The organism is Streptomyces sp. NPDC058534, assembly GCF_042717365.1.
Lineage (GTDB): Bacteria > Actinomycetota > Actinomycetes > Streptomycetales > Streptomycetaceae > Streptomyces.
In genome coordinates this window covers 39,167-52,956 of the sequence record NZ_JBHXNW010000020.1, presented here as the reverse complement: position 1 = coordinate 52,956, position 13,790 = coordinate 39,167, and the positions used below count along the sequence as shown (strand labels likewise).

Annotated in this window: 14 protein-coding genes; 6 read left to right on the top strand and 8 right to left on the bottom strand. The window is 71.9% G+C overall.

The window, feature by feature from the left end; genetic code table 11:
• Positions 1–5 precede the first annotated feature (5 nt).
• Complete coding sequence (locus ACFWR9_RS15020; protein WP_383841116.1) at positions 6–1,088, bottom strand: substrate-binding domain-containing protein; 1,083 nt, start codon at positions 1,086–1,088, stop codon at positions 6–8.
• A gap of 82 nt (positions 1,089–1,170) precedes the next feature.
• The gene (locus tag ACFWR9_RS15015) at positions 1,171–2,073 is read right to left on the bottom strand and encodes a hypothetical protein (RefSeq protein WP_383841114.1); all 903 of its coding nucleotides are present in this window, start codon (positions 2,071–2,073) and stop codon (positions 1,171–1,173) included.
• Positions 2,074–2,286: 213 nt separating this feature from the next.
• On the opposite strand from ACFWR9_RS15015, the gene ACFWR9_RS15010 reads away from it, so the two are divergent.
• The 4 genes from ACFWR9_RS15010 (at position 2,287) to ACFWR9_RS14995 (ending at position 5,723) form a co-directional block, all read left to right on the top strand.
• Complete coding sequence (locus ACFWR9_RS15010; RefSeq protein WP_383841111.1) at positions 2,287–2,661, top strand: AQJ64_40280 family protein; 375 nt, start codon at positions 2,287–2,289, stop codon at positions 2,659–2,661.
• A gap of 103 nt (positions 2,662–2,764) precedes the next feature.
• Entirely contained in the window at positions 2,765–3,331 is a 567-nt protein-coding gene (locus ACFWR9_RS15005) for a PadR family transcriptional regulator (RefSeq protein WP_383841108.1), read from the top strand.
• A gap of 67 nt (positions 3,332–3,398) precedes the next feature.
• The gene (locus ACFWR9_RS15000; protein ID WP_383841105.1) at positions 3,399–5,108 is read left to right on the top strand and encodes an acyl-CoA dehydrogenase family protein; all 1,710 of its coding nucleotides are present in this window, start codon (positions 3,399–3,401) and stop codon (positions 5,106–5,108) included.
• Positions 5,109–5,171: 63 nt separating this feature from the next.
• A complete protein-coding gene (locus ACFWR9_RS14995; protein ID WP_383841102.1) occupies positions 5,172–5,723 on the top strand; it encodes a YciI family protein in 552 nt (183 codons plus the stop codon).
• A 41-nt stretch (positions 5,724–5,764) separates the two neighbouring features.
• Here ACFWR9_RS14995 and ACFWR9_RS14990 read toward each other — a convergent pair whose 3' ends face one another.
• From ACFWR9_RS14990 to ACFWR9_RS14975, 4 genes are all read right to left on the bottom strand, one after another.
• Complete coding sequence (locus ACFWR9_RS14990) at positions 5,765–8,227, bottom strand: SCO7613 C-terminal domain-containing membrane protein (RefSeq protein ID WP_383841098.1); 2,463 nt, start codon at positions 8,225–8,227, stop codon at positions 5,765–5,767.
• Positions 8,228–8,588: 361 nt separating this feature from the next.
• A complete protein-coding gene (locus ACFWR9_RS14985) occupies positions 8,589–8,843 on the bottom strand; it encodes a hypothetical protein (protein WP_383841095.1) in 255 nt (84 codons plus the stop codon).
• A gap of 124 nt (positions 8,844–8,967) precedes the next feature.
• Positions 8,968–9,915, bottom strand: coding sequence for a MerR family transcriptional regulator (locus tag ACFWR9_RS14980; protein ID WP_383841092.1), 948 nt, complete (start codon positions 9,913–9,915; stop codon positions 8,968–8,970).
• 56 nt (positions 9,916–9,971) lie between these two features.
• Positions 9,972–11,039 (bottom strand): aldo/keto reductase, encoded by a 1,068-nt coding sequence (locus tag ACFWR9_RS14975; RefSeq protein WP_383841297.1) that lies wholly within the window; start codon positions 11,037–11,039, stop codon positions 9,972–9,974.
• Between the two features lie 148 nt (positions 11,040–11,187).
• On the opposite strand from ACFWR9_RS14975, the gene ACFWR9_RS14970 reads away from it, so the two are divergent.
• Positions 11,188–12,000 (top strand): helix-turn-helix transcriptional regulator, encoded by an 813-nt coding sequence (locus tag ACFWR9_RS14970; protein WP_383841088.1) that lies wholly within the window; start codon positions 11,188–11,190, stop codon positions 11,998–12,000.
• A gap of 134 nt (positions 12,001–12,134) precedes the next feature.
• Positions 12,135–12,665 carry a hypothetical protein gene (locus ACFWR9_RS14965; protein ID WP_383841085.1) on the top strand — a complete coding sequence of 177 codons (531 nt, stop codon included), beginning with the start codon at positions 12,135–12,137 and terminating at the stop codon, positions 12,663–12,665.
• 29 nt (positions 12,666–12,694) lie between these two features.
• Here ACFWR9_RS14965 and ACFWR9_RS14960 read toward each other — a convergent pair whose 3' ends face one another.
• Both ACFWR9_RS14960 and ACFWR9_RS14955 read right to left on the bottom strand, forming a co-directional pair.
• Positions 12,695–13,069 carry an aldo/keto reductase gene (locus ACFWR9_RS14960; protein ID WP_383841082.1) on the bottom strand — a complete coding sequence of 125 codons (375 nt, stop codon included), beginning with the start codon at positions 13,067–13,069 and terminating at the stop codon, positions 12,695–12,697.
• The gene (locus ACFWR9_RS14955; RefSeq protein WP_383841079.1) at positions 13,066–13,608 is read right to left on the bottom strand and encodes a GNAT family N-acetyltransferase; all 543 of its coding nucleotides are present in this window, start codon (positions 13,606–13,608) and stop codon (positions 13,066–13,068) included. The genes ACFWR9_RS14960 and ACFWR9_RS14955 overlap by 4 nt, the downstream gene beginning before the upstream one ends.
• Positions 13,609–13,790 lie beyond the last annotated feature (182 nt).

Sequence of the window (13,790 nt, the reverse complement as noted above, 5' to 3'; positions counted from 1 at the left end):
GGGCGTCAGCCCTTCCGGCCCCGGTCCCGTACCGATGAGGCCTTCCGCTCCCGACCCCGGTCCCGTACCGATGAGGCGCGGGCGATCACCGCCGGCTCCGGGGACACGGCCACCGCCGGCGTGGTGGTGTCCCCGCGCAGCCTCCGCAGCAGCAGCTCGACGGCGTCCGACGCCGCCTGCTCCAGGTGCAGGTCGACCGCCGTCAGGGGCGGTTCACAGGTGCGGGCGCGCAGGCCGTCGTAGCGGGTGGCCACCATGACGTCGTCCGGTACGGCCCGCCCGCTGTCCCGGACGGCCCGGACCGCGCCCACGGCGAAGGCGTCGACCATCGCGCACACCGCGTCGGTGCCGGGGTGTTCGGCGAGGAGCGTGGCGCAGGCCTCGTAGCCCGCCTGTTCACCGCCCGACTCGGCGACCCGCGCCACGACCGGGGGCCAGCCCCGCTCCCGCGCCACGCGCTCGTAGGCGGCGACCGCGTCGACGGACGAGTGCCGGGAGCCCGAGCCCACGATCAGCGCCGGCCGGGTGGCGCCCTGGTCGTGCAGGTGCCGCAACAGCAGCTCGGTCACCCGCCCACCGCGCAGGTCCACGTACGGGACGTCCTCGTCCGGCGCCGTGGGTCTGCCGAGGGCCACGTACGGCAGCCCGCGCTCGCGCAACTGCGCCGCAGCGGCGTCCCCGGCGTCCGGCTCCACCACGATGGCCCCGTCGATGTCCACGGAGTACAGCGCCGAACCCGACTGGACGGGCGGTACGAGAACGAGCGCGAAGCCGTGCGAGAGGGCACTCTCCGCGGCCGCCGCCGCGACCTCCATGTAGAAGCCGAGCCGGGACGGGCCGCCCGCCACGGCGAACGGCATCGAGGACGCCAGCGCGATCGCCTTCGCCTCTCCGCGGCGCAGCCGCTGAGCCCGGAGGTTGGGGCGGTAACCCAGTTCCGCGGCCGCCTGCCTGACGCGTTCCCGGGTCCGGGGGTCGACCTTCCCCAGCCCGTTGAGGGCGTGGGACACGGTCGTCCGGGAAACCCCCGCGACGCGGGCGACGTCGGCGATGGTGGGCTGTCTCGGGCCGGGGGCGGAAGCGGTCATCCGCGCGGACTCTCCTCGCTGGCGGGGAAGGGCGTACCCGACCATCTTCCCCGACGAGGCCGCTCACCGGGAGCTCGGCCGCTCAGCCCTGCTGTCCGGCGCCCTGGAGGGCCTTGTCGGTCATGTCGGTCACCTCGGCGGCGGGCGGGGCCTCGGCGTCGACCTCGGTGCCGAAGTCCGAGAAGTTCATGACCGTGCTCATCTTGAGCTCCTTGGGCGACGAGCCGCCGTCGGGCTTCGCGGAGGCGGAGGCCGGCGCCTTGACGGTCATGTCGATCTGCTGGCGCCGCAGCCGCCCGTCGTCGTCGAGCCAGACCTGCATCGGCAGCGTCGGGCCGAGCTGCTGGCGCATCAGGTCGCCGCCGGGCAGCTTGCCGACGTCGACCGACACCCGGTAGTGGGTGGTGTCGGCGCCGTCGACCTTCTCGGTGCCGACCTTCTTGACGTCCTTGTCGGTGATCGCCTTGGCGTAGGCGGCGGTCTGGGCCGGGTCGCCGAGCTGCTGACTGCCCATGCCCTGCTGCTGGGCGACCTTCTTGAGGTCGATCTTGATCCAGGGCTTGCCGCCCGCGTTCTGACCGGGCACCTTCTGGTACAGGACCTGGTCGACGACGCGCTGCTCGATCTTCTTGTTCTGTGCCATGACGGTCATCAAGCTGTTGCCCTCGGCGAGGTCGATCGTGCCCTCGCCGTCGGTGGTGATCCGCTCGTCCCCGGCGGTGAGTTCCATGTCGATCGTCATGCGCGCGGACCCGGCTTCGGCCGTCTTGTCGTAGGCCGCCCGGACCGCCTTGGTGTCCTGCCCCTGGCCGCCGTCGTCGGAGCCGCTGTCGCTCGCGCTCGAACTCGCGCTCGCCGACGCGCCCTTGTCCTTGTCCTTGTCCTCGGCCTTCGAGTCGCCGTCGCTCCCGCATCCCGCCAGCACCACGCTCGCCATGACGGCGGCGGTCCCGATCGCGCCGGCCTTCATCCCCCTGCTACGCATGTGAATCCCCATCTCCTCAACGGCTCTCGGCCGCCGTCACCCGACGTCCGGCTTTCGAGCCGAATGCCCGCGACGTTGCTCAACACGCCTATTGCTGCGTCGTTTTGCGGATGGGACACGCCGGCAACCTCCGCGGCCGCCCGGCGGTCTTGTCGAAAGGGACCGGTGGAGAGAAGAAAGCCGGCCTGACGACGGCCACGAGTGAGGGTGGAGATGACGGATCTGCACACCACGGTGACCTGGGTCGACGTACGCGAGCGGCTGCCGCGGGTCGGTCACCCCGTAGCGGCGGCGATCACCGGACGGTATCCGGCCGAGGCCACCGCCGATCCAGGCACAGCGCGGCGCCAGGAATTCTGGCTCGTGAGGACCATGTACTTCACGGACCGGCACCACGCCGAGGACGGAGAGGTGCACAGTGACTGCTTCGTCGACTCCGACGGTGTCGTGCGCCTCCCCCACGACCCGGACAGCGACGACAGCGTGACCCACTGGGCCGAGCTGCCCACCCTGCCCGGCGAGGCGACGCACCTCCTGCTCGGGGACGACGTGCGGCCGGCGCTGCGGAAGGCGTGGAACATGCGGTGATGCGTCTGATCCAGCGGTTCGGCACGGGCGCCCGGGGGTGAGGCGTGTCTCATCCGGACCTGCCGCCTTGTCTATGCAACAAGTTGCATAGAAGGATCGGGGCATGGCGCTCGAACACGCGATCCTCGTCTCGCTGCTGGAGAAGCCGGGCTCGGGTTACGAACTCGCGCGCCGGTTCGAACGGTCCATCGGGTACTTCTGGACCGCGACCCACCAGCAGATCTACCGCGTCCTGGGACGCATGGAGGGCGGCGGCCTCCTGCACGTCCGCGAAGTGCCCCAGCAGGGGCGGCCGGACAAGAAGGAGTACTCCGTGGCGGCCCCCGGCCGCGCGGCGCTCTCGGCATGGCTGCACGAGCCGATCGAACCGGAGAGCGTACGGCACGAGCTTGCCGTGAAGATCCGAGGAGCGGCCTTCGACGACCCGACGGCGCTGCTCTCCGAGGTCGAGCGCCACCGAAAGGCCCACGACGACCGGCTCGGGCGCTACCTCACCGGGGAGCAGCGGGACTTCACCGGCCCCGAAGCACCCGACCCCCTGGATGTCGGCCAGGAACTCCAGCACGTCGTCCTGCGCGGCGGCATCGCCTACGAGCGCATGACCATCGCCTGGCTCGACGACGTCCTCGACACCCTCCACCGGCTCCACGCCACGAAGCCCCGCACCTGAACACCCGGCGCCCCCGCCACACCAGTACCACGTCCGCTCGTCCGACCCGCTCCGGAAGGCACCCCTCATGGCCGACCAGTTCCTGTTCAACCCGCGCACCTACGACCCGGCACACTTCGACCCGGAGACGCGCCGGCTGCTGCGCGCCACGGTCGACTGGTTCGAGGCGCGCGGCAAGCGCAGGCTGGACGAGGACTACCGCTCGCGCGTCTGGCTGGAGGACTTCCTCGCCTTCGCCGCGAAGGAGGGCCTGTTCGCCACCTTCCTCACCCCGGCGGCGGACGGCGACCGGCCGGACCAGCGCTGGGACACCGCCCGGATCGCCGCCCTCAACGAGATCTTCGGCTTCTACGGCCTCGACTACTGGTACGCCTGGCAGGTCACCATCCTCGGCCTCGGCCCGGTCTGGCAGAGCGACAACGCCGCCGCCCGCGCCCGAGCGGCCGAACTCCTCGCCCAGGGTGAGGTGTTCGCCTTCGGCCTCTCCGAGAAGAGCCACGGCGCCGACATCTACTCCACGGACATGCTGCTGGAACCCGACGGCAGGGGAGGCTTCCGGGCGACCGGCTCCAAGTACTACATCGGCAACGGCAACGCCGCCGGACTCGTCTCGGTGTTCGGCCGCCGCACGGACGTCGAAGGCCCGGACGGCTACGTCTTCTTCGCCGCCGACAGCCGCCACCCCGCGTACCACCTGGTCAAGAACGTGGTCGACTCCTCCAAGTACGTCAGCGAGTTCCGGCTCACCGACTACCCCGTCGGCCCCGAGGACGTCCTGCACACCGGACGCGCCGCCTTCGACGCCGCCCTCAACACCGTCAACGTCGGCAAGTTCAACCTGTGCACCGCCTCCATCGGCATCTGCGAACACGCCATGTACGAGGCCGTCACCCACGCCCACAACCGCATCCTGTACGGCCGTCCGGTCACCGCGTTCCCGCACGTGCGGCGCGAACTGGTCGACGCCTACGTACGCCTCGTCGGCATGAAGCTGTTCAGTGACCGTGCCGTCGACTACTTCCGCACCGCCGGCCCGGACGACCGCCGCTACCTGCTGTTCAACCCGATGACCAAGATGAAGGTCACCACCGAGGGCGAGAAGGTCATCGACCTGATGTGGGACGTCATCGCCGCCAAGGGCTTCGAGGAGGACACCTACTTCGCCCAGGCAGCGGTCGAGATCCGGGGTCTGCCGAAGCTCGAAGGAACGGTGCACGTCAACCTCGCGCTGATCCTCAAGTTCATGCGCAACCACCTGCTCGACCCGGTCGACCGTCCGCGGGTGCCGACCCGCCTCGACGCGGCCGACGACTCCTTCCTCTTCCGCCAGGGCCCGGCCCGCGGACTCGGCGCCATCCGTTTCCACGACTGGCGCACGGCGTTCGACGCCTACGCCGGGGTGCCCAACGTGGCCCGGTTCCGCGAGCAGGCCGACGCGCTGTGCACGTTCGTGACGACGGCCGCTCCCGACGAGCGGCAGAGCCGGGACCTGGACCTGCTGCTCGCGGTCGGCCAGTTGTTCGCCCTGGTGGTGCACGGCCAGCTCATCCTGGAGCAGGCGGAATCGGCCGGCCTCGACGAGGACGTGCTCGACGAGCTGTTCGCCGTGCTCGTGCGCGACTTCTCGGGTCACGCCGTGGAGCTCCACGGCAAGGACTCCGCCACGGAGGAGCAGCAGAGCTGGGCCCTCGGGGCCGTTCGCCGCCCGGTCGTGGACGAGGCCCGCTCGGCCCGCGTCTGGGAGCGGGTGGAGGCGCTGTCCGGCGCCTACTCCTGACGCGCGCACGTCGGGGACCGGGCCGGTGGTGGTGGCCCGCGCCTGGTGATGAACACTGGGCGCATGGAGTTCTTCTGCTACCACCGCGACCGGCCCGGCTCCCTGACGCTGCGTCATGAGCTGCTGGAGGAGCACTGGTCCTACATGGACGGGTACGCGGAGGAGATGATCGCCCGCGGTCCGACCCTCTCCGGCGACGGCGGCGCTCCCACCGGCAGCGTGCACATCCTCGACCTGCCGGACCTCGCCGCGGCCCGCGCGTTCGCCTTCGACGAGCCCGGCTATCAGGCAGGTGTGTACCGGGACGTGATGCTGCGCCGGTGGCGGAACCTGCTGGGGCGCACCATGTGGGACTTCCCCGGTGGGCCGACCGCCGGCAACCGGTACCTCGTGCTCGGCCTCGGCACCGGGCAGGCGGCCGACCTCGCCGTGCCGACCGCCGAGGACGAGCTGATCGCGTACGGCCCCCTGCTCTCCGACGACGGCGCCACCTGGCTGGGCACCGCGGCGCTGGTGCGGGCGGTGGACGCGGACACGGCCCGGGCCTGCCTCACACCGGACCGGTACGCCGGCATCGAGGTGCACGACTGGCAGTTCGGCGGACGACCGTCCTGACCCGAGGCCCACCTGTGCCGACCTGTGCCCGCCGGGTCGGCCTAGTGCAGCCGCCCGAGCGCGTCCCGAAGGCGCCGCGCGTCACGCAGCCGCTGCTCGTAGGTGGCGCCCAGCACGAGCAGTACCAGCCCGGCGAGGGCCGGAGGCACCCAACGGGGCAGCGCGCCGACGGCCTGGGCGATGTACGGGGCGAGTTCGTGCAACGCCACCAGCGCGAGTGCGCCCCCGCCGAGGAGCAGCGGCGCCTGGAGCCGGTGCCGGGCACCCACCAGAGTCACCGCCAGGGCGCCGGCGCCGAGCAGGAGCGGGCGCATCCAGTGCTGGTCGCCCCAGGCCGCGAGCAGGCTCGGCACCAGAGTGACGGCCAACCCGGCACCGTACGCCGTCCACGAGGAGACCGTCGGCTCGCGGCGCCGGCGCAGCAGGCCGACGACGAGCGCGGGCACGGTCACCGGCAGGGTGTAGGCCTCCGGCGTGGTCACGTCCCAGGCAACCAGTCGGACCCATGTCGCCAGCAGGAACATCGCGGCGGCCGCGTGACCGGCCGGGCGTCGGTCGGGGCGCAGCGCGGTGCCGGCGGCGACGACCCCGCCGAGGGCGAGCACCAGGGCCAGCGTCGGCGGATCCGTCACGGCGAGCGCGAGGGCGAGTACTCCCGCCGCCGCACCTGCTCCCTCGACCGGGACGGTCGTCCGCGAACCTCCCCCGAGCCGCGCCGCGATGAGGGCGGCGAGGGCGGGCACGACGAAGACCAGCAGTGCCGTGTGGTGCGGCTGCCAGCCGGCGGACGCGCCGACCGCGCACGCCAGAGCCGCGGCGTACCCGAGTGCGGCAGGGGCGGCGAGCGGACCGAGCGCCGGGCGGAAGCCCGCAGCACCCAACACGACCGTCAGCGCCACGAGCACACCGATCGTCGCGGACTCGGAGGCCAGCGAGAGGAAGGCGAGGTGGACCGAGGTGACGAGGGCCAGCAGGAGGGCCGTGAGCGGCAACGGCGACGCCTCGGCGGCGGGACGCCGTGCCCACTCCGCGTACCCCAGGGCGGCCAGGACCACTGCCCCCTGCGCCACCAGACCTGCCTCGTAGGGCGGTTCGAGCACCACCGGCAGCACGAACACGGCCGCCCACCCCAGGACCAGCGCACCCACCGCGGTCGCCGGGCGCTGGACCGCGCGCCGCTCGGCCACCACCAGCACAACGGCCGGCGCGGCGAGCACGAGCGGCACGGTGCTCGCGTACGGGGGCCAGGGCACGTGAGTGAACACGGCGTCCCGCGCGTCCCCCGGCACGCCGGACCACGGCCGCTCGACCCCCGCGACCGGACCGAGGAGGGTCCCGGCGAGCAGCGGGAGAGTCCACAGCACCGCGAAGCCCTGGACCGTCACCGAGGCCCACACCAGCCCCTGACGCAGCGGCCGGGGGAGCGGCGTGCGGACGACCGCCAGCAGGGCCAGTGCGCAGGCCAGGCACCCGGGCACCGTCCACTCACCGGGCACCGAGACCCGCAGCACCCCGCCCGCCCCGGCGACCACGCACAGCCCCGCGGCCAGTGCCGCGCCCAGCCCGACGTCCGGCCTCGGGGCGAACCTGCCGGCGAGCAGCGCGACCACCGCGGCGAAGACCAGCAGTGCCGCCGCCCGCGCCGCCTCGCCCGGGTCTGCCGCGCTCCAGCAGAGCCAGCCGGCGGCCAGGACACCGACGGCACCCGTACTCAGCGCGCCGGCGACCGCGACGAAGCGCACCGGCACGAGGGCCGTGCGCAGAGCGAGCGCGGTGCCACCCGAGGCGGTCACCAGCAGCACGGCCGTGAGCGTGTGCGCCCCCGCGCCGACGGCGGCCGCCCACAGCAGCAGGGGCAGGTGCGCGGTCCCCACGGCGAGGGGGAGGGGCAGCCGGAGCGTGAGGCGCACGCCCTTCGTCGCCGAGCCGTCCTCCGCCGAGGGGCGACCCGCGACCGGCGGCACGAGCCCGCCCGTCCCCACTCCATAGGCGGCCCACGCCGCGGCCAGTACCGCGGCGGCGACAGCCGTGTACTCGAGACCGTCCGTGCCGGTGAACGCCACCTCGTACAGCGCGTACGCGTCCAGCAAGGTCAGCGCCAGCCCCAGACCCGCCACGGACTCGGCGGTCGACCTCAGTCCGCGCCGCAGCAACACCAGCGGCGCACCCAGCGCCCCCAGCGTCAGCGCACCGAGCACCAGGCCCCGCCCGGTGATCCCCATGTGGCCCCAACTGACCAGGGTGAACGCGATCGCGGCGATCGTCAGGAGGACTCCGCCGAGGACCAGCAGCACGTTCTGCACGCCGGGTGTCGTGGCCTCCGGCCTGGGGGGCGGGACGGCGCCGGAGCCGGTGGGCCCCCACCCCGCCGGTGCGGCGGTCGCCCGCAGCGTGTGGATCAGCCACTCGCGGCGGCGCAGCAGGACGGCACGTCGGGCGTCGAGTTGCCGCAGCTCCGCATCGAGAAACCGCAGTTCCTCGGCCGGGGGCGGAAGGTTCGTCATGCCTCGGAGTGTGGCCGCCGTCACGTGGCCGGACATGAGCGCTGATACTCAGTCCGTACTCAGGTAGCGTCCGGAGCGTGCAGCGACGGGAGGGTCCGCGGACCTGTGCGGAAGCACTTCCGACCGGTCTTCGCGGGCAGAGTGTGCCGCCCCGGCTTGCTGTACTTCGAGTAACAAGATCAATCTTGGTTTCCGCGTCCCAAGTCTCCAGTGACAGGAAGCCCGATGACCCCGCCGTACGAGCGCCTTGAGCAGGCGCGCCAGAATTACGAACAGCACCTGCGAAGCTGCCGTCAGTGTGAGGCGGACGGTGCGAAGTGCCCCGCGGCCAAACACCTGAGACGCCTGTACAACAACGAGCTCAGAGCCGGCTGACGCCTCGCCGGAATACGCGGTCCTGGCCATTCGGGGCGGGCGGCTGCCCGGCCAGGGATCGAGCGCCTGGCGCATGCCGGCGATGCGCTCGGCGAGCACCGTGGGGTCCGACGCCGATGAGGACGTCGACCAGGACGAAGGACGCGAGCATGACGTAGGAGCCGTAGTACAGGTGGGCGGGATCGCTGGAGCCGAAGCAGAGCCGGCCGATCATCACGTAGTCGTAGAGGATGACGGCCACGACGAAGAGAAAGCTGACGGTGCCGGGCAGAGCAAGTGGCGTTCTCCCGCACCAGGGGGACGTAGGCCGAGGCGACGACCACGAGGTCGAACACGTTCCATCCACTTCGGCGAAAGCCCGCCCCTCAGGCCTCTCGTCCGGGTCGGCCGAGGGCTTCGGTCATCCAGGGCTGGAAGGGCAGGTGTCCGTCGACCACCTGCCAGTCGTTCACGGTCCAGACAAGACGCCAGTACCGCTCCACGAGCGGGTCGTGTCCCGCCTCGAACTCCCGGGCCATCCACTCCCGCAGCTCGGGCCCCGCCGGGCGGCCGAGTACCGCCGCGAAACGTGCGACCACGGAGTCGACGACGGGCACGGCCTCGGCACTGTGCGGCTCCATGCCCGCACCCCGCGCGGCGGCGACGGTCTCCCTGACGAAGGACACCAGCCCGGCCGCCTTCTCGGGAGCCACCCGCGGCAGGGCCGCTTCGTCGGCGGCGGCGAACGCCCCGTGTGCCAGGCGGGCACGGAAGCCGTCGTCGGCCATGAGCTCGGCGATCTCCACCCATGCGGCCAGCTGTGCGTCGGACGGGTCGTCGGGCAGGACGGGCAGAGCGGTGCCCAGCACCGCCGCCGCACCGCGGGCCTGCGGTGCGGCGGGGTCGATGCCGGCGACGAAGTCGGCCACCAGGTGCCTGCGTTCCTCGGCGGTGAGGTGGGTGAGGCGGTGCATGAGTACGGTCTCCTCCGGGCTGGAGCCACGCTCGGCGACGAGCCGCAGAATGCTCTGACGCAGGCGCAGCGTGCGAATCTGGAGCGCGGTGGCTTCCATGTGCGCGGCCGCGACCTCCGCGACGGAGAGGCCGTCGTCCAGGACGCGGCGGATGGTGGCGAGATCGACGTCCAGGTCCCGCAGGACGCAGATGAGGTGCAGTCGCCCGACGGACGCATCGCTGTAGCGGCGGTAGCCGGCCGGGGTGCGATGAGTCGGGGGCAGCAGTCCGGTGTCCGAGTAGAACCTGATCGTCCGTACCGGAACGCCGGTACGGACGGACAGGTCACCGATCGAGTGCGGGAGCGTCGCGCCGTTCATGACGCCCACTCTCCGGTCTCCAGCCACTGGAGAGTCAAGCCGCGTGCGGGAGGCGGTCAGCGGCCGGTTTCGATCCTCAGGTCACCCGCGGTCACCCTGCGGATGTGGTCACTGGCGAGCATGTCGTGCGGGAAGCCCAGCTCGATCCGGCTGGCCTCGTCGAGACGGGCCAGCTGGGAGGCGGTGAAGTCGACCTCCAGCGCGCCCAGGTTGCCCTCCAGCTGTGCGGGGGTGCGGGCGCCGATGATCGGTGCCGTCACGCCCGGGTTCCGCAGGGTCCAGGCCAGCCCGACCTGGGCGGGTGTGCGGCCCAGTTCCGCGGCGACCTCCTTCACGACATCCGCGATGGCGAGGTTCCGCTCGGTGACCGTGCCCAGGGCGATGTTGTAGCTCTTGCGGCTGCTGCCCTCGTCGGACGCGCCGTCCGTCGTGTTGAGGTCGTCACGGCTGTACTTTCCGGTGAGTATCCCGCCGCCAAGGGGCGAGTACGGGACGACACCCAACCCCATCTCACGTGCCATGGGGATCAGGTCACGTTCCCCGGCCCGCTCGATCAGGCTGTACTCGATCTCCAGCGCGACCAGCGGCGCCCAGCCGCGCAGGTCGGCGATCGCCTGCATGCGCGACACCTGCCAGGCCGGGGCGTTGGAGATCGCCACGTGAAGGACCTTGCCCTGCCGGACCAGGTCGTCCATGCCGCGCAGGATCTCCTCGACCGGAGTGGTGAAGTCCCACACGTGCAGGTAGAGCAGATCGATGTAGTCCGTGCCGAGCTGCCGCAGGCTGGATTCCACCGACGCGAACAGACTCTTGCGGTGAGAGCCCCCGGAGTTCGGGTCACCGGGCCTGCGCAGCGTCGTGTACTTGGTCGCCAGCACCAGGCTTTCGCGGCTGTCGCGGGCGAATTCGCCCAGCAGACGCTCGGAGCTGCCGTCGGTGTAGGTGTTGGCGGTGTCGATGAAGTTGCCGCCGCGCTCGACGTAGAGGTCGAACAGCTTGCGCGCCTCGTCCCGCCCGGCGCCCCAGCCCCACTCGGTGCCGAAGGTCGCCGCACCGAGCGCCAGCGGTGAGACCCGCAGCCCGGAGCGGCCCAGCAGTCGGTAGGTGTCGAGGGTGAGCGACATCATGTCCTCCTGTGCTCGTGATCCTGTGATCGTGCGATCCGTCGTCGAGCACAAGCCTGCGACCGCCGTGAGCAGGGGGTAAGGGAAGGAGGTTCCTGGGAACACGAGTCCCACCCTCGCTGTTGCACCGTGCATGCTGACCCGGACCGTGGACACGACACAGGAGTTGGCCGCGTTCCTGCGGACCCGACGCGAGCGCCTGGACCCGCACGACTTCGGCCTGCCGTCACGGCGGCAGTCCCGGCGGACCCCGGGGCTGCGCCGCGAAGAGGTCGCCGAACTGGCCGGGGTCAGTATCGACTACATCGTGCGGCTGGAACAGGCCCGCGGGCTGCGTCCCTCCGGGGACGTGGTGGAAGCCCTGGCCCGGGCGCTGCGGCTGACCCCCGACGAACGCGCCTACCTCTTCGACCTGACCCGGCAGCGCCGCCGCGGCGGAGAGGGAATCGCCAGCACCGCGGCACCACAGCTGGCCCGGCTGGTCGCGGACCTGTCGCCCCTGCCGGCCATGCTGATGAACCACCGCTACGACATCCTGGCCTGGAACGGTGCCATGGCGAGGCTGCTGCTGGACTTCGACACCCTGCCGCCGTCGCGCCGCAACGCGATGTGGCTGTGCCTGCTGCATCCGCGGATCAGCGAGTTCTACGTCGACCGTGACCGCGTCGTGCGCGAGGGCGTCGCCCACCTGCGCGCCGCGTGGGCCGCGCATCCCGAGGACCAGGCGTTGACCGACCTCATCAACGAGTTCATCACCCACGACGAGGAGTTCGCGCGCCTGTGGGCCGAGCGTGACGTCAAGGTGAACGGCCGGGGGCACAAGGTGATGCGACATCCGGACGCCGGTGAGCTCGCGGTGCATTTCGAGGTACTCATGCCACTCCAGGACACGGACCAGCGTCTGATGATCTGCCGGGCCGCGGACGACGCGAGTCAGTCGGCCCTGGACCGGTTGCGGTAGAACCCGGCCACCGGCAGCGGGCTCGGTCGGTCGCGGGGGCGAACGGCCGTACTCGCCCGCGTGGCGCCGTCTACGGGGACGCCGCGCGGGCGAGCATGTGCTGACCCACCCCTCTCCCGCACCGAGGCGATGCGATGGCCGACCACACCAACCCCGTCCCCGCCGGTGGTGCCGCCTCGTGGATGTCGCGGCACCAGCAGGAGCGGTGGCTGTTCCGGGGCATCTACGGTTTGGTGCTCGCCAGCGCCCTGGTGGCCGCGCTGGACGTTCCGGGCGAGTCGGCGGAACCAGGCCAGGACGCGCTGTGGGTGCTTCTCACCGCGCTGGCGTCGGGTGCGGCCCACGGGTACGCGCATGTCATCGCCCAGCGCGCGGCCGTCCAGGGAGCGGCCGGGTCCAGCAGGCTGCGAGCGGTGCTGGCGGAGTGGCCGCTGGTCGCGGCGGTGCTGCCCACCGTCTGCCTGCTGCTCGGCGCGGTGGCGGAGTGGTGGACGGAGGAAACGGCCGCCGAGGTGGCCCTGCTGTTCAACACCGCGGCCCTGTTCGCCCTGGGGACGTGGGCGGCCCGCACCGCCGGGCTCGGCCGGCTGTCCTCGTTGCGGTCGGGAGCACTGGACATGCTGATCGGCCTGCTGATCATCGCCGCGGACGCGCTGATCGAGTGACGGGGCGGACCCGGTACCACTCCCCGGTACTACTCGGTCACTTGGCGGAACGCCGCCGCGTACGAGTAGTCGCGCCGAGGCCCGGCACCGGGCGGCGGGTCGGCCCAGATGGGCTGCGTGTCGCCGCCCCCGGGCACGATCAGGCGGCCCACCTTGGTACAGAGCGTGTACTGCCCGGTGGGACGGCTGCCGGGAGCGGCGCCGGCGCGGCGTTCGGAGCGGCCGTAGCCGTGGACGGGAGCCGTGTCGAAGAGCCTGACGCCGACGTCCCGGGCGCGGTCGATGATGCGCGCCGCGTCGCCGTCGGAGACGGGGACGAACAGCCCTCCCAGGGACGCGAGTCCCAGTCCCAGGCGGGTCAGCCGCAGATCGGTACGGCCCATGGCGCCGACGTCCGCTCTCATCGGCGGCTCCCGCGAGACGAAAGGTGCAACTGCCAGCGGAGCTTGTCGTCGTGGAGCTCGCCGGTGCAGGTGAACCCCGACCGGGCGGCGGCCCCCGCGGAGGCGTGGTTGTCCGGGTGTATGTCGGCCACGACGGTGTCGACGCCTTGGCTCCGGAGACGGCCGAGCATGCCCACAACCGCCTCCCCGCCGATGCCCCGGCCCTGCCAGGGCCGCCCCGTCACCATGGAGATGACCGCGGTCGAGCCCTGGTCGGAACGTGTGACGATGGCCTGCGCGAAGCCCGTGAGGCAGTCGGCCTCGCGGAGGCGGACGACCCAGTTGCACCACGAGACAGCAGGGTCCGGCGAACCGGCCACCAGGTACTCGTAGCGCGTGCGCATGACGTCACGGACGTCGGTCCGCCAGCCCTCACCCGGCACCAACTCGTCGCGGAGGCGGGCGAGGATGCCCCGATAGGCGTGGTCGTCACCGACCGGGCCGTCAAGAGGGACCAGATCGTCACGGGGGACCAGATCGTCAAGGGGGCCCAGATCCATTCCGCACCTCATTCCAAAGGTCACGTTCAGTCTGGGTTCACCGGATATGCGCCGAGCATCCGCGTGATATCCGATACGCCCTCGTGGGGAGTTGTGTGCGGCACATCCGGCACGTCACCCGCCCGATGTTGTGTACATTCTGTAAGGGCGGGTGAGGTCGTCGTGGGAGAGACGGCCCCGGG